This is a genomic window from Flavobacterium limnophilum (assembly GCF_027111315.2).
GTDB classification, from domain to species: Bacteria; Bacteroidota; Bacteroidia; order Flavobacteriales; family Flavobacteriaceae; genus Flavobacterium; species Flavobacterium limnophilum.
The window spans coordinates 34,400-56,247 of the sequence record NZ_CP114289.2; the positions used below are offsets into that span (position 1 = coordinate 34,400).

Genomic DNA, 21,848 nt, shown 5'->3' on the forward strand with positions numbered 1-21,848 from the left:
TTTTCTGTTGCAATAAAGTACCGTTAGTCATTAAAGTTTAATACCTTTGATACTAACGGTTTTTTTATGGCTAATAATAAGGACGCATTTAGAGATTATCTAGAATTGGAGAAAAAATATTCTCCTCATACCGTAAATGCGTATTTGAATGACATTTGTTTCTTCGAGTCGTTCAATAAAAATCAATTCCATCAAGAAAATATCGACCAAGCAAACTACAGTCAAATCAGGACTTGGATCGTTTCGCTTGTAGATGATGGTATATCGAATGTTTCGGTGAATAGAAAAATGCAATCGTTAAAAGCATATTATAAATTTCTGTTGAAAACGAAGCAGATAGAGGTAAGTCCGTTGCTGAAACATAAAGCATTAAAGACTTCCAGCACACTTCAAATCCCCTTTTCGGAGAAGGAAGTCGTGGATGTTTTGAATCAAATGCAAAATCCAGTAGGCTTTGAAGAAATACGGAACAAGCTTATAATTGACTTGTTTTACACCGCCGGAATCAGGAGAGCCGAATTAATTCATCTGAAAATAGGCAATGTGAATGTGTTGGGTAACACAATAAAAGTTCTTGGCAAAAGAAATAAAGAAAGGATTATTCCGCTGTTGCCAATTGTTTCTGGGCAGCTAATTCTGTATTTTAACGAAAGAACACGTTTAGAGACGGTTACGTATAACGACTTTTTTTTTCTCACTAAAAAAGGGTTAAAATTGAATGAATCCTTTGTGTATCGATTAATAAATACGTACTTTAGTACTGTCTCCGAAAAGATAAAGCGAAGCCCGCATATGTTAAGACATACATTTGCGACTCATTTATTGAACAACGGAGCCGATTTAAATTCAGTGAAAGAATTATTGGGACATTCGAGTTTGGCGTCAACACAAATCTATACCCACAGTAGTTTGTCGGAACTAAAAAAGGTTTATGAAGAGGCGCATCCAAGAAATCAAAAATAATTCTAATAATGTTTAACCAATAAAAATTTTGATTATGAAGGTAAATGTTCAAGCAGTCAATTTTACTGTTGACAGAAAACTAGTGGATTTCGTTCAAGAAAGATTGGACAGATTGGAAAAGTATTACGACAAAATAGTGTCGTCAGAAGTTTTTTTGAAGGTGGAAAAGACGAGTGATAAAGAAAACAAATTTGTCGAAATCAAAATTAATGTGCCGGGTGATGATTTTTTGGTAAAGAAACAGTGCAAGACTTTTGAGGAAGCAGTGGAGCTTTCGGCAGAATCCTTGGAGCGTTTGTTGGTAAAAAGGAAAGAAAAAATAAGAGATCATATTTAATATCAAATTTTTTTAAAAAAATGTTTTGATTGAGAGATAAAATTTCTACATTTGCAGTCCGTTAGAAATAGCGGACTTTTTTTATTGATATTGCCAGCGTAGCTCAGTTGGCTAGAGCAGCTGATTTGTAATCAGCAGGTCGTGGGTTCGAGTCCCTCCGCCGGCTCAAAAGGCGAAAGTTTTAATAGAAAAAGTTGGGGAGATACTCAAGCGGCCAACGAGGGCAGACTGTAAATCTGCTGTGTGAACTTCGCAGGTTCGAATCCTGCTCTCCCCACAAGAATTAATTTTAGATTGCGGATTTTGATTTGTAGATTGTAAAGAATCTAAAATCTAAACTCTCAAGTCAAGGATTCTGCCGACTTAGCTCAGAGGTAGAGTGCTTCCTTGGTAAGGAAGAGGTCACGGGTTCAATTCCCGTAGTTGGCTCAATTAAGTAGGAAATTGAAATAAATATATAAACTAGATTAAAAATTAAGTAAAATGGCAAAAGAAACCTTTAACCGTTCGAAACCACACTTAAATATTGGTACGATCGGACACGTAGATCACGGTAAAACTACTTTAACAGCAGCAATCACAAAAGTGTTATCTGATGCTGGTTACTGTCAAGCAAAATCATTTGATCAAATTGATAATGCTCCAGAAGAAAAAGAAAGAGGTATTACAATTAATACATCACACGTTGAGTATGAAACTGCTAACCGTCACTACGCACACGTTGACTGTCCTGGTCACGCGGATTACGTAAAAAACATGGTTACTGGTGCTGCTCAAATGGACGGTGCTATCCTTGTTGTAGCTGCTACAGACGGACCAATGCCTCAAACACGTGAGCACATCCTTTTAGGTCGCCAAGTAGGTATTCCTAGAATGGTAGTTTTCATGAACAAAGTGGACATGGTTGATGATGCTGAGTTGTTGGAACTTGTTGAAATGGAAATCAGGGACTTATTGTCTTTCTATGAATATGATGGAGATAACTGTCCAGTTATCCAAGGTTCAGCTTTAGGTGGATTGAATAATGATCCAGCTTGGGTTCCTAAAATTCTTGAATTGATGGAAGCTGTTGATAGTTGGATTGAAGAGCCAGTACGTGATACTGAAAAACCATTCTTGATGCCAGTTGAGGATGTATTTACAATCACTGGTCGTGGAACTGTTGCTACAGGTCGTATCGAAACTGGTATTGCCAATACAGGAGATGCTGTTGAAATCATTGGTATGGGAGCTGAAAAATTGACTTCTACTATTACAGGAGTTGAGATGTTCCGTAAAATCCTTGATAGAGGTGAAGCTGGAGATAACGTAGGTTTGTTGTTGAGAGGTATTGATAAAGAATCTATCAAAAGAGGAATGGTTATCATTAAGCCAGGATCAGTAAAACCACACGCTACTTTCAAAGCTGAGGTTTATATCTTGAAAAAAGAAGAAGGTGGTCGTCACACACCATTCCACAATAACTACCGTCCACAGTTCTACGTTCGTACAACTGACGTAACAGGTGTTATTACTTTACCAGAAGGTGTTGAGATGGTTATGCCAGGAGACAACTTAACTATTAATGTAGCTTTGTTAAGCCCAATTGCAATGAATGTTGGTTTGCGTTTTGCTATCCGTGAAGGTGGTAGAACTGTAGGTGCAGGTCAGGTAACTGAGATTGTAGCTTAATTTATAATACTAATTATTAGCCAGTAATGCCCTCAAGGCGTTACTGGTTTTTATTAACACGAACGGGCGTAGTTCAAGGGTAGAATAGCGGTCTCCAAAACCGTTGATGGGGGTTCGAATCCCTCCGCCCGTGCAAATAAAATAAATCATAATGACAAAAGTTGTTAATTACATATCTGAAGCGTTTGAAGAATTAAAATCAAATGTTACTTGGCCAGAATGGGCTGAAGTACAACGTTTAACTATTGTTGTTGCCGTTTTTTCTGTACTGTTTGCTTTGGCAACTTGGGGAGTAGATGAAATGTTTGCGAATTTATTAGAGAAATTTTTCACCTGGATAAAAGCGTAATTTTTTTGTTATGGCAGATAATAATTTAAAAAAATGGTACGTCGTTCGAGCAGTGAGCGGACAGGAAAATAAAGTGAAAGCATACATCGAAACCGAAATCGCGAGATTAGGAATGGGTGATTATGTTTCGCAAGTTTTGGTTCCTACCGAGAAAATAGTTACTGTAAAAGACGGAAAAAAATTAGCCAAGGATAAAGTTTATTTTCCGGGTTATGTAATGATCGAAGCCAATCTTGTTGGTGAAATTCCACATATTATCAAGTCTATAACAAGTGTAATTGGTTTTTTAGGTGAAACTAAAGGAGGAGAACCTGTGCCATTGAGACTTTCTGAAGTAAACAGAATGTTGGGTAAAGTAGATGAATTGGCGGTAAATACCGATACGCGTTCAGTACCATTTAATTTGGGAGAAACAATTAAGGTTATTGATGGTCCTTTCAATGGATTCAATGGAACTGTTGAAAAAATTAATGAAGAAAAGCGTAAACTAGAAGTAATGGTGAAAATTTTCGGAAGAAAAACACCGTTGGAATTAGGGTTTATGCAAGTTGAAAAAGTATAATTTTTGTTACATATATAATAAACCACATTATCGCTTCCAATGGTAGTGTGTTAAATTTTTAAAAAATGGCTAAAGAGATTAGTAAAGTAGTTAAACTACAAGTTAAGGGAGGTGCTGCGAACCCGTCGCCACCGGTTGGACCTGCTTTAGGTGCTGCTGGTGTTAATATCATGGAGTTCTGTAAGCAATTTAATGCTAGAACCCAAGATAAACCAGGTAAAGTTTGCCCAGTGCAAATTACAGTGTATAAAGACAAATCTTTCGATTTTGTTGTAAAAACACCACCAGCTGCTGTTCAATTAATGGACGCGGCAAAGCTTAAATCTGGTTCAGGAGAACCAAATCGTAAGAAAGTAGCTAGCGTTACTTGGGATGTTATCAAAACAATCGCGGAAGACAAGATGGTTGATTTAAATGCATTCACAATCGAGTCTGCTATGAGCATGATCGCAGGAACGGCTAGATCTATGGGTATAACTGTAACTGGAGATTCTCCTCTAAAACAAGCTTAAGACATGGCAAAATTGACAAAAAAGCAAAAAGAGGCTGCTTCAAAAATTGAAAAGAACAAACTATACTCTTTGAAAGATGCATCAGCATTAATCAAAGCTATAGCTTCAGCAAAATTTGACGAGTCTGTTGATATCGCGGTACGTTTGGGTGTAGATCCAAGAAAAGCGAATCAAATGGTGAGAGGTGTGGTAACATTGCCTCACGGAACAGGTAAAGATGTAAAAGTATTGGCATTGGTTACTCCAGACAAAGAAGCGGAAGCTAAAGAAGCTGGTGCAGACTATGTAGGTCTTGACGAATACCTTCAAAAAATTAAAGACGGTTGGACAGATGTTGACGTGATCATCACTATGCCTGCCGTAATGGGTAAATTAGGTCCATTAGGTCGTATTTTAGGACCTAGAGGTTTAATGCCAAACCCTAAAACAGGTACTGTAACCATGGACGTTGCAAAAGCTGTTGCAGAGGTAAAAGCTGGTAAAATTGACTTTAAAGTTGATAAAACTGGTATCGTGCACGCAGGAATTGGTAAAGTTTCTTTTGGAGCTGAACAAATTTATGACAACGCACACGAAATTATTCAAACATTAATCAAACTTAAACCAACTGCTGCTAAAGGTACATACATCAAAGGTATTCACCTTACAAGCACAATGAGTCCGGCTATTGCTTTGGATCCTAAAGCAGTATAATTGGTAGTTAAAAATTTTTAGTATGACTAGAGAAGAAAAATCAATCGCGATTGAAGATTTAACTGCACAGTTAGCTGGTACAAATATTATTTATGTATCTGATATTTCTGGATTAAATGCAGAAACAACTTCAAACTTGAGAAGAGCTTGTTTCAAAGCAGGTATTAAATTAGAAGTTGTTAAGAATACTTTGCTTGCAAAAGCAATGGAAGCTTCAGCTAATGATTATGGAGACTTGCCTTCTGTATTAACAGGAAACAGTGCTATCTTTATTTCAGATGTTGCAAATGCACCTGGAAAAATAATCAAAGATTTCAGAAAAAAATCAGATAAGCCTGTTTTAAAAGGAGCTTACATCAATTCTGAAATTTACATTGGAGATGATCAATTAGAAGCTTTGGCTACTATCAAATCTAAAGAAGAGCTTATCGGCGAAATCATTGGATTATTGCAATCACCAGCACAAAGAGTTATTTCTGCTTTACAAAACCAATTCGCAAACAGCGAAGAAGTTGAGGCATAATACTCAAAACAGGGAATTTTATTTCCTTGTTGCTTAAAATAGCGCACAATAAATAAATTATATTTTACAAATCATTTTAAAACGATAGAAAAAATGGCAGATTTGAAACAATTCGCAGAACAATTGGTTAACCTAACAGTAAAAGAAGTTAACGAATTAGCAACAATATTAAAAGATGAGTACGGAATCGAACCAGCTGCTGCAGCTGTAGTAGTTTCAGGTGGTGGAGAAGCTGCTGCTGAAGAAGTACAAACAGAATTTACAGTTGTATTGAAAGAAGCTGGTGCTTCTAAATTGGCAGTTGTGAAATTAGTAAAAGAACTTACAGGTTTAGGTTTGAAAGAAGCTAAAGATGTAGTTGATAGCGCACCTGCTAATGTAAAAGAAGGTGTTTCTAAAGAAGAAGCAGAAGGTTTGAAAAAATCTTTAGAAGAAGCTGGAGCTGTTGTTGAATTAAAATAATTCTCAACCAGTTTTAGAATAAGGTTTAGGTCTTGGGTTTTGTCGCCCAATGGCCTAAACCATTTTTCGTATAATAAAAGTCTGTATTGTTTTAGAATAATATAGCGCAATAAATAGAATGCTTTTTTATCCATTACGAGGAAAAAAAATTAACAGATAATAAGAAAGTAGTTATCTTGGAATTGGTTTTTAAAGATGTAATGGTTAAAAATTTCCGTATAAATTAAATATAATTTGTACACAAAAAATTACTTTTCTAATCAAAATTTTGTCAATTGATGCTATCAAATCAAACTGAAAGATTGAATTTTGCCTCAACAAAAAACATTCCTCAATATCCGGATTTCTTGGATGTTCAGGTTAAATCGTTTAAAGATTTTTTTCAATTAGAAACTAAATCTGATGAAAGAGGCGACGAAGGGTTGTACAATACCTTCATGGAAAACTTTCCAATCACGGATACAAGAAACAACTTTGTATTGGAATTCCTGGATTATTTTGTAGATCCACCTCGTTACACCATTCAAGAATGTATAGAAAGAGGTCTTACCTATAGCGTACCTTTAAAAGCAAGGTTGAAACTATATTGTACAGATCCGGAACACGAAGATTTTGAAACTATTGTTCAGGATGTTTATCTTGGTACAATTCCTTACATGACTCCTAGTGGTACTTTTGTGATCAATGGCGCCGAGCGTGTTGTTGTTTCTCAATTGCACCGTTCTCCTGGGGTTTTCTTTGGACAATCATTCCATGCAAATGGAACAAAATTATATTCTGCCAGGGTAATTCCTTTCAAAGGATCTTGGATAGAATTTTCAACCGATATCAACAGCGTAATGTATGCTTATATCGACAGAAAGAAAAAATTACCTGTAACTACTTTATTCCGTGCTATCGGTTTCGAAAGAGACAAGGATATCCTTGAGATTTTCGACCTTGCCGAGGAAATTAAAGTTTCTAAAACAGGTCTTAAAAAATATATTGGTAGAAAATTAGCCGCTCGTGTTTTGAACACTTGGCATGAAGATTTCGTGGATGAAGATACCGGCGAAGTTGTTTCTATCGAACGTAACGAAATAATCCTTGACCGTGACACCATTATCGACAAAGATAACGTGGAAGAAATCATCGATTCTAACGTTAAATCTATTTTGTTGCACAAGGAAGACAATAATGCAGTTGATTATTCCATCATCCACAACACGCTACAAAAAGACCCAACCAATTCTGAAAAAGAAGCCGTTGAGCACATCTACAGACAATTGCGTAACGCAGAACCGCCTGATGAAGAAACTGCTCGTGGTATTATTGATAAATTATTCTTCTCTGACCAACGTTACAACTTAGGTGAAGTAGGTCGTTATAGAATTAACAAAAAACTGAATCTTGATACTCCAATGGAAAAGCAAGTGCTTACCAAAGAAGATATCATTACCATTGTGAAATATTTGATTGAGTTGATTAATGCGAAAGCAGATATTGATGATATCGATCACTTGTCAAACCGTCGTGTTAGAACAGTTGGAGAACAACTTTCTCAACAATTTGGTGTAGGTTTGGCTCGTATGGCTAGAACCATTCGCGAGAGAATGAACGTTAGGGATAACGAGGTGTTTACACCAATAGATTTGATTAATGCCAAAACATTATCATCTGTTATCAACTCTTTCTTTGGAACGAACCAGTTGTCCCAGTTTATGGATCAAACGAATCCATTAGCCGAGATTACGCACAAAAGAAGATTATCTGCACTTGGACCAGGTGGACTTTCGAGAGAAAGAGCTGGATTTGAGGTTCGTGACGTTCACTATACGCACTACGGACGTTTATGTCCAATTGAAACTCCAGAGGGACCAAACATTGGTTTGATTTCATCTTTGGGTGTTTATGCCAAAGTTAACGGAATGGGTTTCATTGAAACACCTTACCGTAAAGTAACTAATGGAGTGGTGGATTTAGAATCTACTCCAGTTTACTTGAGCGCAGAAGAAGAAGAAGGAATGATGATTTCTCAGGCAAACATCGAAATGGATGCTACAGGAAAAATTCTAGCCGATAACGTAATTGCCCGTCAAGAGGGAGATTTCCCGGTAATTGATCCATCAAAAGTGGATTATGCTGACGTTGCGCCAAACCAAATTGCTTCGATTTCAGCTTCATTAATTCCTTTCTTGGAACATGATGATGCGAATAGAGCGCTGATGGGATCAAACATGATGCGTCAAGCCGTACCATTGTTGCGTCCAGAAGCTCCTATTGTTGGAACAGGGTTGGAGCGTCAAGTGGCTTCAGATTCCAGAGTATTGATTAATGCCGAAGGACCTGGAACTGTTGAATACGTAGATGCAAACATCATCACCATCAAATACGATCGTTCTGAAGAAGAAAGAATGGTAAGTTTTGAAGAAGATGAGAAAACATACAATCTAATTAAATTTAGAAAAACCAATCAAAGTACAAGTATAAACTTGAAACCTATCGTAAGAAAAGGAGACAGAGTAGTTCTTGGACAAGTATTGTCGGAAGGTTATGCTACCCAAAATGGGGAGTTGGCTTTAGGTCGTAACCTAAAAGTGGCGTTTATGCCATGGAAAGGATACAACTTCGAGGATGCGATTGTTATTTCTGAAAAAGTAGTTCGTGACGATATTTTTACCTCTATTCACGTTGATGATTATTCATTGGAAGTTAGAGATACTAAATTGGGTAACGAAGAATTAACGAATGATATTCCAAACGTTTCTGAAGAAGCTACTAAAGATTTAGATGAAAATGGTATGATCAGAATTGGTGCCGAGGTAAAACCTGGTGACATTCTTATCGGTAAAATCACGCCAAAAGGGGAATCAGATCCTACTCCGGAAGAGAAATTGCTTCGTGCCATCTTCGGGGATAAAGCAGGTGACGTGAAAGATGCTTCATTGAAAGCGTCTCCATCTCTACACGGTGTTGTTTTGGACAAAAAATTGTTCGCAAGAGCTGTAAAAGATAAACGCAAACGTACCCAAGATAAAGATGCTTTAGGCGCTTTGGAAATGGAATTCGAAGTTAAATTTGTTGAATTAAAAGACAAATTAATTGAGAAACTTTTCTTGATCGTTAATGGTAAAACATCTCAAGGTGTTATGAATGATTTGGGTGAAGAAGTATTGCCAAAAGGTAAAAAATACACTCAAAAAATGCTTTATGCAGTTGAAGATTTCGCACACTTAAGCAAAGGTCAATGGGTTGCTGATGACGTAACTAATACCATGGTTAATGATTTAATTCATAACTATAAAATTAAGTTGAACGATTTGCAAGGTTCATTGCGTAGAGAAAAATTCACGATTACCGTTGGTGATGAATTGCCGTCAGGAATCTTGAAATTGGCTAAAGTATATGTTGCCAAAAAACGTAAACTGAAAGTTGGAGATAAAATGGCGGGACGTCACGGTAACAAAGGTATTGTTGCTCGTATTGTTCGTCATGAAGACATGCCTTTCTTGGAAGATGGAACACCGGTTGATATCGTGTTGAACCCACTTGGGGTGCCTTCGCGTATGAACATTGGTCAAATTTACGAAACGGTTTTAGGTTGGGCTGGAATGAACTTGGGTAGAAAATTTGCCACTCCAATTTTTGATGGTGCTTCTCTGGATCAAATCAACGAATTGACTGACGAAGCTGGAATTCCACGTTTTGGGCATACACATCTTTATGACGGAGGAACTGGAGAACGTTTCCACCAAGCAGCAACAGTTGGAGTAATCTATATGTTGAAATTGGGTCACATGGTTGACGATAAAATGCACGCACGTTCGATAGGGCCATACTCATTGATTACGCAACAACCATTGGGTGGTAAAGCTCAATTTGGAGGTCAGCGTTTTGGAGAGATGGAGGTTTGGGCACTTGAAGCTTATGGAGCATCAAGTACACTTCGTGAAATATTGACCGTTAAATCGGATGACGTAATTGGTAGAGCCAAAACTTACGAAGCAATCGTTAAGGGAGAGTCTATGCCAGAACCAGGATTGCCTGAATCATTCAATGTATTGATGCATGAATTGAAAGGTCTTGGTCTTGACATTCGTTTAGAAGAATAAATAAAAATTTCCAATCTGTAGAGACGTTGCACTGCAACGTCTCTACGTTGGTTTTTATAATAGTTTTAGGATTTATAACCCGTAATCCGTTCCGATTTTTTATATAATCTTATATAATTAGCACTTCAAAAATTAGTTGAAGTTTAGAGAAGTAATCCGAGGGCAGAGGCGTTGCAGTGCAACGTTTGTACAAAATCAATTTTTAATTGCAAATAAATCAATAGTAAAAACTATGATGAACAATAGGAATAATAATAAAGACAAGAATCCTGTAAAAAGATTCAACAAAATTTCGATAGGACTAGCTTCTCCTGAATCTATCTTGAAAGAATCAAGAGGTGAAGTATTAAAGCCGGAAACTATTAATTACAGAACTCACAAACCAGAGCGTGACGGACTTTTCTGCGAAAGAATTTTTGGGCCAGTAAAAGATTTTGAATGTGCTTGTGGTAAATATAAAAGAATTCGCTACAAAGGAATCATTTGTGATCGTTGTGGTGTTGAAGTTACCGAGAAAAAAGTACGTAGAGACAGAGTTGGACACATTAATCTTGTTGTGCCAATTGCCCACATCTGGTATTTCCGTTCCCTTCCAAATAAAATTGGTTACATTTTAGGTCTTCCGTCCAAGAAATTAGACATGATTATCTATTATGAAAGATATGTTGTAATTCAAGCAGGTATTGCCAAAACTCCAGAAGGGGAATCGGTAAAAAGATTGGATTTCTTGACAGAAGAAGAATATTTGAATATTTTGGATACTCTTCCTGCCGACAACCAATATTTAGATGATTTCGATCCAAATAAATTTGTTGCCAAAATGGGAGCAGAATGTATTATGGATTTATTGGCTCGTATCGACTTAGATGAGTTGTCTTATCAATTGCGTCACTCAGCTAATAACGAAACGTCTAAACAACGTAAAACAGAAGCGTTAAAAAGATTACAAGTTGTTGAATCTTTCCGTGAATCTAACTTGAACCGCGAGAATCGTCCTGAGTGGATGATTATGAAAGTGGTGCCAGTTATTCCGCCAGAATTGCGTCCATTGGTGCCGCTTGATGGAGGTCGTTTCGCAACTTCAGATTTAAATGATTTATACCGTCGTGTAATTATCCGTAACAACCGTTTGAAAAGATTAATGGAGATTAAAGCTCCTGAAGTAATCTTGAGAAACGAAAAACGTATGTTGCAAGAATCAGTAGATTCACTTTTCGATAATACTCGTAAAGCATCGGCTGTAAAAACAGAATCAAATCGTCCATTGAAATCACTTTCGGATTCCCTAAAAGGAAAACAAGGTCGTTTCCGTCAAAACTTGCTTGGTAAACGTGTGGATTATTCTGCTCGTTCGGTAATTGTTGTTGGACCGGAATTGAAATTGTTCGAATGTGGTATCCCTAAAGATATGGCAGCTGAACTTTACAAACCTTTCGTTATCCGTAAATTGATAGAAAGAGGAATTGTAAAAACAGTTAAATCGGCCAAGAAAATAATCGACAAAAAAGAGCCAGTAGTTTGGGATATTCTTGAAAATGTAATTAAAGGACACCCAATAATGCTGAATCGTGCTCCTACTTTGCACAGATTAGGTATTCAAGCATTCCAACCAAAATTAATTGAAGGAAAAGCAATCCAATTGCACCCTTTAGTTTGTACGGCGTTCAACGCGGATTTTGATGGGGATCAGATGGCAGTTCACTTGCCGTTAGGACCAGAAGCTATTTTGGAAGCACAATTGTTGATGTTGGCTTCTCACAATATCTTGAATCCTGCGAATGGTGCTCCGATTACGGTACCTTCTCAAGACATGGTACTTGGTCTATATTATATGACCAAAGAGCGCTTGTCTACTCCAGAACATAAAATTTTAGGTGAAGGCTTAACTTTTTATTCTGCAGAAGAAGTGAATATTGCCTTGAATGAAGGTCAATTAGAATTGAATGCTCGAGTAAAAATTCGTGCAAAAGATTATAATGAAGCAGGAGAATTGGTTTACCAAATTATCCAAACAACAGCTGGTCGTATTTTGTTTAACGAAGTGGTTCCAGAAGCTGCGGGTTATATCAATGATGTATTGACCAAGAAAAACTTGAGAGACATTATCGGACACGTTTTAAGCGTGACCAATGTACCTACAACGGCTGCCTTCTTGGACAATATGAAAGATATGGGGTATAAATTTGCCTTCAAAGGTGGATTGTCATTCTCATTGGGAGATATTAGAATTCCAGACCAAAAACCAAAATTGATTGCAGATGCCAGAGAGCAAGTTGAAGGTATTTCTGCGAATTATAATATGGGTCTTATTACCAATAACGAACGTTACAACCAAGTTATTGACGTATGGACTTCAACAAATGCACAGCTTACAGAAGCAGCAATGAAAAACATTAGAGAAGACCAACAAGGTTTCAACTCGGTGTACATGATGCTTGATTCTGGAGCGAGGGGTTCCAAAGAGCAAATTCGTCAGTTAACTGGTATGCGTGGTTTGATGGCTAAGCCAAAAAAATCTACTGCTGGTGGTGGAGAAATTATTGAAAACCCGATTCTTTCCAACTTTAAGGAAGGTCTTTCGATTTTGGAGTACTTTATTTCTACTCACGGTGCTCGTAAAGGTCTTGCGGATACGGCTTTGAAAACGGCCGATGCGGGTTACTTGACCAGAAGATTGCACGACGTTTCTCAAGATGTAATCGTGAACACTGTTGATTGTGGTACTTTAAGAGGTGTTGAAGTTTCAGCATTGAAAAAGAACGAAGAAATCGTGGAAACTTTAGGCGAAAGAATCTTGGGACGTGTGGCATTGCAAGATGTTATCAATCCTTTGACAAATGAGCTTATCATTGCAGCAGGTGAACAAATAACTGAATCTTACGTGAAAGTAATCGAGGCTTCTCCAATTGAAAAATTAGAGGTTCGTTCTCCATTAACTTGTGAAGCCACAAAAGGTATTTGTGCAAAATGTTACGGTAGAAACTTGGCAACAGGTAAAATGACCCAAAAAGGAGAAGCAGTGGGTGTAATTGCCGCTCAATCCATTGGAGAACCGGGAACACAGTTGACATTGCGTACTTTCCACGTTGGAGGGGTTGCAGGAGGTATTTCTGAAGAGTCCAGCATCATTACAAGATTTAATGGTAAACTAGAAATCGAAGATTTAAAAACTGTTAAAGGTGAAGATGGAGAAGGAAATTCGGTTGATATCGTAGTTTCTCGTTCTACTGAATTGAAATTAGTTGATGAAAAAACTGGAATCTTGTTAAGTACAAACAACATTCCTTACGGTTCCAGCATCTTTGTTAAAGATGGCGAATCAGTAACTAAAGGAACCGTGATTTGTAAATGGGATCCATATAATGGAGTTATTGTTTCTGAATTTACTGGTAAAATTGCTTACGAAGATTTAGAGCAAGGTCAATCATTCATGGTTGAAATTGATGAGCAAACCGGTTTCCAGGAAAAAGTAATTTCTGAGTCTAGAGCCAAAAAATTAATCCCAACTTTATTGGTTTACGGTAAAGACGGTGAATTGATTCGTTCTTATAACTTGCCGGTTGGAGCCCACTTGATGGTTGACAACGGCGAGAAAATTAAAGCCGGTAAAGTATTGGTTAAAATTCCGCGTCGTTCTTCTAAATCAGGAGATATTACGGGAGGTTTACCAAGAATTACCGAGTTGCTTGAAGCTCGTAACCCTTCAAATCCAGCAGTAGTTTCTGAAATCGATGGTGTGGTTTCTTTTGGAAAAATCAAAAGAGGTAACCGTGAGATTGTTATCGAATCTAAATTTGGTGAGGTTAAGAAATACTTGGTGAAACTTTCTAGTCAAATCTTGGTACAAGAAAATGACTTCGTAAGAGCGGGTGTGCCATTGTCTGATGGTGCCATCACTCCAGAAGATATTTTGAGAATTCAAGGTCCAGCTGCTGTTCAACAGTATTTGGTAAACGAAATTCAAGAAGTATACCGTTTGCAAGGGGTAAAAATCAACGACAAACACTTTGAAGTTGTTATCCGTCAAATGATGCGTAAAGTAAGAGTTCAAGATCCAGGAGATACGTTATTCTTAGAAGATCAATTGATTCATACCAAAGATTTTATCGTTGAAAACGATAAATTATACGGAATGAAAGTGGTTGAAGATGCTGGAGATTCTGCTAACTTGAAACCAGGACAGATTATTTCTCCTCGTGAATTGCGTGATGAAAATTCATTATTGAAACGTACGGACAAAAATCTTGTTGTAGCTCGTGATGTTATCACGGCAACTGCAACTCCTGTATTACAAGGTATTACAAGAGCATCGCTTCAAACGAAATCATTTATCTCGGCTGCATCATTCCAGGAAACTACCAAAGTATTGAACGAAGCTGCAGTAGCAGGTAAAATCGATTATTTGGAAGGATTGAAAGAAAATGTAATTGTAGGTCATAGAATTCCTGCTGGAACAGGTATGAGAGAATACGACAATACAATTGTAGGTTCGAATGAAGATTACCACGAAATGATGGCCAATAAAGAGGAATACATATACTAAGTTATGAATAATTCAAAACAACACGAACAAATCGACATTGAGTTGGATGAGAAAACAGCCGAAGGGGTTTACTCCAATTTAGCCATAATTAATCATTCGTCTTCTGAATTTGTTTTAGATTTTGTAAGTATCATGCCTGGTATTCCAAAGGCTAAAGTGAAATCAAGAATTGTCTTGACGCCACAACATGCCAAAAGGCTGTTAAGGGCCATTGGAGAAAACATTCACCGTTTTGAAGTCGCCCACGGCGAAATTAAAGACACCGAACAACCTCCAATACCATTGAATTTTGGTCCTCCGGGACAAGCATAATTATAGAAAAAGGCTCCAGAAATGGAGCCTTTTTTTTGATGTCAACAAAGGCAGGGATGTTGTTAAAGTGCTGTTTTGTAGAGGTTATTAATTCTTTTTTTTGTGTTTTAAACGAGTATTGTGGTGCTTTGTCGAAAATATTTCCCAATAGAAAACGATTCGTTTAGTTTTGAAATCAGATAAGAGATACAATTTGTTTCTAGATAAAAAAACAATATGAATAATTTTTCTAAACAAAGCGATAACAAAATTAAGAGTGCTATTATTATGGTATTGTTTTTTGTTTTAATGTCTAATGTTGCTGTTTTTGGTCAATCATCAATAGGAAATAGTGATGAGCAAAAGGCATCAATAGAAAATAATGAAATTGTAAATAACAATATCGAAATCAATGCAATAAAACAAGAAGCTGCTTCCAGTGCTTCCAACATGAATTTTGTTCTTTGGTTTATGGGTTCAAAACAAACCCCAAATGCTACCGCCGTACCGGCAGGCACAACTGCAAAAAAACAATTTATGACTTCCGGTACAGCTCCCAATCGTTTATTGATTAAGGCTTTTTTGAAAAAAGCGGTAAACTTCGAGAGTACCGTGGTTTAAGATAAAAACGACACAATTATATAAAAACGCCAATTCAGTGAATTGGCGTTTTTTTTGAAATTTATCTGCTAATGCTGTTTACAAATGATTTGAATGGCTACTGTTGTTTTTTATGCAGTGGCTGTATAGTTGAGTTCTATTTTTTATTAGAGCTTGTTTGAATGAGTAGTTGTGTCTTTTAATGCTTCTTTTGTAATTCCATATTAATGCCATTTAGAAATATAAAATAGTTTTTTTGTTTAACCTCTCCCAACCCTCTCCGAAGGAGAGGTAGCAAGAATTGGATTATTTTATATTTCTAAATGGTATAAGATGTAATCGATTTTTTGTTTTTTGTTTTATCTTATTTTATTCCTGATTTTGCTAATTCAACAATTGTAATAATCCGTAAATGTCTATGTATTTTTTTAGTAACAAGAAAAAAAACTTGATTTTTTTAAATAATGTGTTTTTTATTTGATAATTACAAATTAATTATATACGTTTGTGCAATCGATTACATAGTTGCGATTGTTTTTTTTATGCGTTTTTAAAATAAGTTTTGAAGGAATTAGATGTATAACCCCAAACGTACATTTACATTGCTTTTGAGATTTTACAATATTATTTTTTGAACAATAGCCAAAACCACATATTTAAATTTATTAACCAACCAAAATTATTTTTTAGGAGTAAAATTACGCAAGATTTTAATCTGGCAAAATGCAAAAGAACAATCAGGTGATTGTCGCTTTTTGTGCTATTGTTAACTGGTGCCCAGATGGGCTGGGGAAGCAATTTATAGGAACAGGTCAATTTGGCGGTGGATTTGAAAATGCACTTTTATATCCTGCTAGTGCTCTAACTCAAACTACTCCAGATGTTGCTAAATGGTCTTATGATAGTGTGAATCTATCAACGTCAACAATAGCAAGCGGTGTTAATGCGTGTTCTGGTTCTAAATATGTTAATTTTATTAATATAGGAACAAGTACTGGAAAATATATTGTGAGTCCAGTATTGAGTCCTGCTCTTTCGGGTGGAGACGGGGTCGCTCTTGGATCCAATTATACTGTACAATATTATTGAAATCAAGTACGTCTCTTGCTGCAAAAGGAGCGATTTATGTAAATTCTAGAGGTGCTGGTACTCAGGCGGCGGATGATAGTAATGGCTGGCAAAAGGGTACTTATAGGTATGCTGGTATTTGCATATCCAGTTCAGGTCTATTCAAAAAAGAAAAATAAATAGTTAAGAATATGATATAGTTATCATATCGAATTTAGAAACCCTGTTTCTTATGGGCAGGGGTTTTTTATTCTTTTTATTGAAAAACAAATGGAATTAGTCAACAAATTTGACCTCATTGAATAATAATAAATACAAAACAAACGTAACCATGGCTATTAGTACAACATTCGACGCATTGACTTTAGTTGAAAACGGAATTGTTTTAAATTTAAAAAATGAAAAAAAAATAGAAATTTCATTTTTGGAACTGGACAAGATTTATATAAAGGTGCGCAAGTTAAGACCCCTACGGGAATTTTTGTTTATTTTATTTCCCTTTCTTCTTGTTTTTGTATCCATTCAATACGTAGTACTCGAGAAAGTGGTATTTGTGGTCTTGTTTGCGATTATCCCCGTTTTTGTAAAAACATATAATTACAAAAGATATGGATTGACGATAGGCTTGAAAGACGGGACTGTTTTTAGGAAAAAGGTCTCCTTGGAGGTGAAAAGCGTGAGTGTTTCCACTGTAAATGCGGTTAAAAGAGAGCAATTGAATTATTATTACAAAACAAAAGGATTGCAGGAACCAGGATTTCATTTTGGTCAAAACTAAGCGAGTTAGTCATCACAAGTCCTTGTTTTAGTTATTTACCAGAAGTTTGGGACGTATATGAGTTATTATATACTTGCTATAAGGTTACTATACAGTTACTATACAGTTGCTATATATATGCTCATCCTTACTCTTGACCTAAAAGAACGATAGCTATTCTCCCTTTTATGGTTTCTAAATTGCAGTAAAAGAAAAGTGTTGTTTTGCAATAAAAAAATCGGCTTCAAATTTTGAAGCCGATTTTTGTGTTTTAAAGCCCAGAATGGTGTTTTTTGTTCCTGTCGGTCAAAAAGTTTCGGGGGTCTAAAATTTTACTCAAATTCCGAGGTAAAGAACAACTTCACGTTCGGGTATTTGTTTTGGGTCATTTGGATCGTAAAATCCGAATCGGCGAGGAATACCAACTGGCCGTATTTGTCGTGGGCCAAGAATTTTTGTTTGATTCTCCTGAATTCCTTGAACTCTTCGCTTTTGGGGTCATTGGGTTTTACCCAACAGGCTTTGTGAACGGGGAAGTTTTCATAGGTGCACTTGGCGCCATATTCGTGTTCCAGTCGGTATTGGATTACTTCGTATTGCAGTGCACCCACGGTTCCAATTATTTTTCTGTTGTTCATTTCCAGTGTAAACAATTGAGCCACACCTTCGTCCATTAATTGGTCGATTCCTTTGTCGAGTTGTTTGGCTTTCATTGGATCGGCATTGTTGATGTACCTGAAATGTTCCGGCGAAAAGCTTGGAATTCCCTTGAAACTCATCACTTCGCCTTCGGTCAAGGTATCGCCAATCTTGAAATTTCCGGTGTCGTGCAAGCCTACAATATCTCCCGGATAAGAGATGTCGACAATTTCTTTTTTCTCGGCAAAGAAAGCATTCGGACTCGAGAATTTTAAATTCTTTTTCTGGCGAACGTGGTAATAAGGTTTGTTTCTTTCAAAAGTACCCGAAACTATTTTGATAAAAGCCAAACGATCCCGGTGTTTAGGGTCCATGTTGGCGTGGATTTTAAACACAAATCCCGTCATTTTTTCTTCTTTGGGATCCACCAATCTGGTTTCGGAATCTTTTGGTCTTGGCGATGGCGCAATTTCGACAAAACAATCCAGGAGTTCGCGAACCCCGAAATTGTTCAATGCCGAACCGAAAAATACGGGTTGCAGTTTTCCGTCCAAATAATCCTGGCGGTCAAATTTGGGATAGACTTCATCAATCAATTCCAGTTCTTCCCTTAATTTATAGGCCGGTTTTTCGCCAATGATTTTCTCCAATTCGGGGCTTTTGACATCCGAAAAAGCGATGGTTTCCTCAATATTCTTGCGGCTGTCACCACTAAACAGGTTGATGTTTTCTTCCCACAAATTGTAGATTCCCTGAAAATCATATCCCATTCCGATGGGGAAACTCAACGGGGTAACCGTAAGACCCAGTTTTTGTTCCACTTCGTCCATCAAGTCGAAAGCGTCTTTTCCTTCTCTGTCCAGTTTGTTGATGAAAACAATTATGGGAATGTTTCTGAGTCGGCACACGGCGACTAATTTTTCTGTTTGTTCCTCAACCCCTTTGGCGACGTCAATCACCACAATCACGCTGTCTACGGCGGTTAGGGTCCTGAAGGTGTCTTCGGCAAAATCCTTGTGTCCGGGCGTGTCGAGGATATTTATTTTTTTGTCCTGATAATTGAATGCCAAAACCGAGGTTGAAACCGAAATTCCCCTCTGGCGTTCAATTTCCATGAAGTCGCTCGTTGCTCCTTTCTTGATTTTGTTGTTTTTTACCGCACCCGCTTCCTGGATGGCTCCTCCAAAAAGGAGCAGTTTTTCTGTCAAGGTGGTTTTACCGGCATCGGGATGCGAAATAATCCCAAAAGTTCTTCTTCGCTGTATTTCTTCTAAAAAGCCCATATTTGTATAAATAGTTTGCAAAAGTACTATTTATAAATGCCAATTGAAAAAAATTGTACAGGGCATTCGCTTTTAAAAAAGAAAAATAAAGTTAGCCACGAATTACACTAATTGCCACTAATTTTTTATCAAAATTTAAAATTGAATTGCACGAATTTTATCTATTTTTAAGAATTTGTGCCATTAAAAACTAATTGTAATTCGTGTTGTTAGTGTAATTCGCGGCGGAAACTTTTAAAAGCGAATGCCCTGAAAATTGTAGGTTCTATGTGCGAGATTCAGTTTTAGAAATTAACTATCGCGTTTTCTTGTTAACTATTATGGCTATTTGTTTGTTTCTGTGATGGGGAAAATGTATAATTAGAGCAGCACGATTGAGCAACAAACTTGAGCAACTTGTGTGATTTCTCCTTCGTTGAAATGACAAGGGCGATTGCGGTGGAGGTTGCCGCATCGTTCCTCCTTGCAATGACGGGTTGCCGCGCTGCACTGCGTTTCGCTTGCAATGAACAAGGGCGATTGCGGGAATATAGTTGCAAAAAAAAGCTAAACTGCCATAGTGGTATCACATTCCAAAAGGATAGGTTTCGGGAACCTGGTTTCCGTCCGGTTCAAGGTGTATGGGATGCAAGGCCGATGTTTGGTCAAGAAATATAAAGGCATCGTATCTTTTTGGCATGATGGACGGCACGTAGTTTCCGAATCTTTCGTGTTCGGGATTGTAGACCACGCCGATGGCGCGATGTCCAATGGGGGAAGCCACGCATTTTTCTTCCCTGATTTTGTGCATCAGCAACAATCGGTTTTTTCCTTGTGCTGCCTGATGGAAATCGTTTTCCCAACTTCCTTCGACGGCATTGGGGATTTTTATTTTACGGGTTTCAGCGCCCCAACTTCTTGCCGCAACCACGCTTCCTTTGTAGGATCCAAAGCCCACGGCCACGACTCCGTCATTCGAAAATTGTTCTCTCAGCAATTGGCCTACATTGACCATTCCTTCCGATGCCATATCCGTGGCACGGGCATCGCCAATGTGGGTGTTGTGTTCCCAAACCACTGTTTTGGCGGCATTGCCGTGGTATTTCATCAATCGTTGCAGGGTGGAGACCATGTGTTCGTCGCGGATGTTCCAGGATGCGGCGCCTCTTTTGATCATGGCGCGATAGTATTTTTCGGCATTTCTGGCCACGAAGGCATTTTGTTCCGTGCTCATCACGTTTTCGGCATCGGAATTGTAATTTTCGACCCTGCTTCTTATTTCGGTCAGCAGGTTAATCACGTCCTTCTCGCACATTTCCGGTACAAAGGCCGAAGCCCTAGCATAGGTTTGTCCTTCGTCGTGGCCGTAAGGTTCGAAACATTCCATTACTTTTTTGGCCAGTTCAAGTGCTTGCGGGTCGTTTTTTTGCAAGTATTGGATAATGGACTGCATTGATTCCCTGAAGCTGTAAACGTCGAGTCCGTAGAAACCCACTTTCATTTCGCGTGGGATTCCCGTGTTGTAGGTCTTGAGCCAGTCAATGAATGCGGCTATTTCCCAATTGGCCCACATCCATGTTGGCCAACGGTTAAAGTCTTTCAAGACCTCGTAAATGTCTTTTCCGGAATTCAGGTAGCCTTTTGCATACCGATTCAATCGATAGCAGTCCGGCCAATCCCCTTCGACTGCCACAAAGGCGAACCCTTTTTCTTGAATCAGTCTTTGGGTAATTTTTGCTCGCCAAGTGTAATATTCATGGGTTCCATGGGAGGCTTCTCCGAGCAGGACATATTTAGCATCGCCGATATAATCCATCAAGGGATCTAAATCTTCGCTGTTTTCGAGTGCGGATGAAGTTCTGCCCAATAATTCCGCCACTTTGTTGGAATTGACGGAAAGGGTTGGGTTTGTTGTTTTCATTGTGTTTTGATTCTTGAATGATACGATTTCTGGTTTAAATAACAAAAAGAATTCAGGGCAGTCCAAAATTTAGTTTTAACGGTTGAAACCATCCATAAAGTTACGTTATATATTTGATAATCAGTAGTTTTTGATTTTGTTTTTTAAGATGTATAAGTGGAATTTTTTTAATCTGGAATATGGATTAAACAGGAGTTGCTATCTTCTTACAAAGTCACCATAAGGGTACCACAGCCATACACTATCCATACACTATCCATTCACTATCCATACACTATCCATACATTATCCATACATTATCCATACATTATCCATACATTATCCATACATTATCCATACATTATCCATACATTATCCATACATTATCCATACACTATCCATACACTATCCATACACTATCCATGACAGGGTGGTTTTGTGTTTGGTTGTGCTGGGGTCAAAAAGAAAGGTGGCGCATTTTTATGTCCCTTTTGAATGGCTTTGAAAATGACAATTTGGGTGGGAGAGGCAAGAATAAGTATGGCTTGTTTTTTGGACTTTTTTTGCCAAAAACGGAAAATTGGAAAAGGATTTTGCCGAAATTGATTTTTTAACAGTCTAATGG

The 21,848-nt window shown here is 37.6% G+C and carries 17 protein-coding genes and 4 tRNA genes; 19 read left to right on the top strand and 2 right to left on the bottom strand.

The genetic code is table 11. The features are described from left to right. Nucleotides 1-66 precede the first annotated feature (66 nt). From OZP13_RS00165 to OZP13_RS00255, 19 genes are all read left to right on the top strand, one after another. A complete protein-coding gene (locus OZP13_RS00165) occupies nucleotides 67-963 on the top strand; it encodes a tyrosine-type recombinase/integrase (protein ID WP_281298226.1) in 897 nt (298 codons plus the stop codon). A 34-nt stretch (nucleotides 964-997) separates the two neighbouring features. Beyond that, nucleotides 998-1,300: a ribosome hibernation-promoting factor, HPF/YfiA family gene (gene hpf / locus OZP13_RS00170; RefSeq protein WP_269241668.1), complete on the top strand. Its 303-nt coding sequence runs from the start codon at nucleotides 998-1,000 to the stop codon at nucleotides 1,298-1,300. A 92-nt stretch (nucleotides 1,301-1,392) separates the two neighbouring features. After that, nucleotides 1,393-1,466 (top strand) — tRNA-Thr (locus OZP13_RS00175). A 30-nt stretch (nucleotides 1,467-1,496) separates the two neighbouring features. Next, nucleotides 1,497-1,577, top strand: a tRNA-Tyr gene (locus OZP13_RS00180). An 80-nt stretch (nucleotides 1,578-1,657) separates the two neighbouring features. Beyond that, nucleotides 1,658-1,729 (top strand) — tRNA-Thr (locus OZP13_RS00185). A gap of 54 nt (nucleotides 1,730-1,783) precedes the next feature. Beyond that, the gene (gene tuf, locus OZP13_RS00190) at nucleotides 1,784-2,971 is read left to right on the top strand and encodes an elongation factor Tu (protein WP_269241669.1); all 1,188 of its coding nucleotides are present in this window, start codon (nucleotides 1,784-1,786) and stop codon (nucleotides 2,969-2,971) included. A gap of 62 nt (nucleotides 2,972-3,033) precedes the next feature. Beyond that, nucleotides 3,034-3,104: transfer RNA gene (locus OZP13_RS00195), tRNA-Trp, on the top strand. Between the two features lie 18 nt (nucleotides 3,105-3,122). After that, entirely contained in the window at nucleotides 3,123-3,320 is a 198-nt protein-coding gene (secE, locus tag OZP13_RS00200; protein WP_269241670.1) for a preprotein translocase subunit SecE, read from the top strand. A 10-nt stretch (nucleotides 3,321-3,330) separates the two neighbouring features. Beyond that, complete coding sequence (gene nusG, locus OZP13_RS00205; protein ID WP_269241671.1) at nucleotides 3,331-3,882, top strand: transcription termination/antitermination protein NusG; 552 nt, start codon at nucleotides 3,331-3,333, stop codon at nucleotides 3,880-3,882. 65 nt (nucleotides 3,883-3,947) lie between these two features. Next, nucleotides 3,948-4,394, top strand: coding sequence for a 50S ribosomal protein L11 (gene rplK, locus OZP13_RS00210; RefSeq protein ID WP_073369722.1), 447 nt, complete (start codon nucleotides 3,948-3,950; stop codon nucleotides 4,392-4,394). Between the two features lie 3 nt (nucleotides 4,395-4,397). After that, on the top strand, nucleotides 4,398-5,087 hold the full coding sequence (gene rplA, locus OZP13_RS00215; RefSeq protein WP_281298227.1) for a 50S ribosomal protein L1: 690 nt from the start codon (nucleotides 4,398-4,400) through the stop codon (nucleotides 5,085-5,087). Nucleotides 5,088-5,109: 22 nt separating this feature from the next. After that, nucleotides 5,110-5,610, top strand: coding sequence for a 50S ribosomal protein L10 (gene rplJ, locus OZP13_RS00220; protein ID WP_269241675.1), 501 nt, complete (start codon nucleotides 5,110-5,112; stop codon nucleotides 5,608-5,610). A gap of 93 nt (nucleotides 5,611-5,703) precedes the next feature. Further along, nucleotides 5,704-6,072 (top strand): 50S ribosomal protein L7/L12, encoded by a 369-nt coding sequence (gene rplL, locus OZP13_RS00225; RefSeq protein ID WP_269241676.1) that lies wholly within the window; start codon nucleotides 5,704-5,706, stop codon nucleotides 6,070-6,072. Between the two features lie 278 nt (nucleotides 6,073-6,350). Continuing rightward, nucleotides 6,351-10,163 (top strand): DNA-directed RNA polymerase subunit beta, encoded by a 3,813-nt coding sequence (gene rpoB / locus OZP13_RS00230; RefSeq protein ID WP_281298228.1) that lies wholly within the window; start codon nucleotides 6,351-6,353, stop codon nucleotides 10,161-10,163. A gap of 232 nt (nucleotides 10,164-10,395) precedes the next feature. After that, nucleotides 10,396-14,706, top strand: a complete 4,311-nt coding sequence (gene rpoC, locus OZP13_RS00235) for a DNA-directed RNA polymerase subunit beta' (protein ID WP_281298229.1) — start codon at nucleotides 10,396-10,398, stop codon at nucleotides 14,704-14,706. A gap of 3 nt (nucleotides 14,707-14,709) precedes the next feature. Beyond that, entirely contained in the window at nucleotides 14,710-15,018 is a 309-nt protein-coding gene (locus OZP13_RS00240; protein WP_281298230.1) for a DUF3467 domain-containing protein, read from the top strand. 216 nt (nucleotides 15,019-15,234) lie between these two features. Next, complete coding sequence (locus tag OZP13_RS00245; RefSeq protein ID WP_269241677.1) at nucleotides 15,235-15,618, top strand: hypothetical protein; 384 nt, start codon at nucleotides 15,235-15,237, stop codon at nucleotides 15,616-15,618. Nucleotides 15,619-16,320: 702 nt separating this feature from the next. Then, nucleotides 16,321-16,686, top strand: coding sequence for a hypothetical protein (locus OZP13_RS00250; RefSeq protein WP_269241678.1), 366 nt, complete (start codon nucleotides 16,321-16,323; stop codon nucleotides 16,684-16,686). Between the two features lie 310 nt (nucleotides 16,687-16,996). Continuing rightward, a complete protein-coding gene (locus tag OZP13_RS00255; protein ID WP_281298231.1) occupies nucleotides 16,997-17,443 on the top strand; it encodes a hypothetical protein in 447 nt (148 codons plus the stop codon). A gap of 311 nt (nucleotides 17,444-17,754) precedes the next feature. Here OZP13_RS00255 and OZP13_RS00260 read toward each other — a convergent pair whose 3' ends face one another. Further along, a complete protein-coding gene (locus OZP13_RS00260) occupies nucleotides 17,755-19,344 on the bottom strand; it encodes a peptide chain release factor 3 (protein ID WP_281299463.1) in 1,590 nt (529 codons plus the stop codon). 565 nt (nucleotides 19,345-19,909) lie between these two features. Continuing rightward, nucleotides 19,910-21,244, bottom strand: coding sequence for an erythromycin esterase family protein (locus OZP13_RS00265; protein ID WP_281298232.1), 1,335 nt, complete (start codon nucleotides 21,242-21,244; stop codon nucleotides 19,910-19,912). Nucleotides 21,245-21,848 lie beyond the last annotated feature (604 nt).

Bases quoted from the DNA above. Each gene is read 5' to 3' on its own strand.
- OZP13_RS00165 (WP_281298226.1), top strand. From the start codon at position 67: ATGGCTAATAATAAGGACGCATTTAGAGATTATCTAGAATTGGAGAAA.
- hpf (WP_269241668.1), top strand. From the start codon at position 998: ATGAAGGTAAATGTTCAAGCAGTCAATTTTACTGTTGACAGAAAACTA.
- tuf (WP_269241669.1), top strand. From the start codon at position 1,784: ATGGCAAAAGAAACCTTTAACCGTTCGAAACCACACTTAAATATTGGT.
- secE (WP_269241670.1), top strand. From the start codon at position 3,123: ATGACAAAAGTTGTTAATTACATATCTGAAGCGTTTGAAGAATTAAAA.
- nusG (WP_269241671.1), top strand. From the start codon at position 3,331: ATGGCAGATAATAATTTAAAAAAATGGTACGTCGTTCGAGCAGTGAGC.
- rplK (WP_073369722.1), top strand. From the start codon at position 3,948: ATGGCTAAAGAGATTAGTAAAGTAGTTAAACTACAAGTTAAGGGAGGT.
- rplA (WP_281298227.1), top strand. From the start codon at position 4,398: ATGGCAAAATTGACAAAAAAGCAAAAAGAGGCTGCTTCAAAAATTGAA.
- rplJ (WP_269241675.1), top strand. From the start codon at position 5,110: ATGACTAGAGAAGAAAAATCAATCGCGATTGAAGATTTAACTGCACAG.
- rplL (WP_269241676.1), top strand. From the start codon at position 5,704: ATGGCAGATTTGAAACAATTCGCAGAACAATTGGTTAACCTAACAGTA.
- rpoB (WP_281298228.1), top strand. From the start codon at position 6,351: ATGCTATCAAATCAAACTGAAAGATTGAATTTTGCCTCAACAAAAAAC.
- rpoC (WP_281298229.1), top strand. From the start codon at position 10,396: ATGATGAACAATAGGAATAATAATAAAGACAAGAATCCTGTAAAAAGA.
- OZP13_RS00240 (WP_281298230.1), top strand. From the start codon at position 14,710: ATGAATAATTCAAAACAACACGAACAAATCGACATTGAGTTGGATGAG.
- OZP13_RS00245 (WP_269241677.1), top strand. From the start codon at position 15,235: ATGAATAATTTTTCTAAACAAAGCGATAACAAAATTAAGAGTGCTATT.
- OZP13_RS00250 (WP_269241678.1), top strand. From the start codon at position 16,321: ATGCAAAAGAACAATCAGGTGATTGTCGCTTTTTGTGCTATTGTTAAC.
- OZP13_RS00255 (WP_281298231.1), top strand. From the start codon at position 16,997: ATGGCTATTAGTACAACATTCGACGCATTGACTTTAGTTGAAAACGGA.
- OZP13_RS00260 (WP_281299463.1), bottom strand. From the start codon at position 19,344: ATGGGCTTTTTAGAAGAAATACAGCGAAGAAGAACTTTTGGGATTATT.
- OZP13_RS00265 (WP_281298232.1), bottom strand. From the start codon at position 21,244: ATGAAAACAACAAACCCAACCCTTTCCGTCAATTCCAACAAAGTGGCG.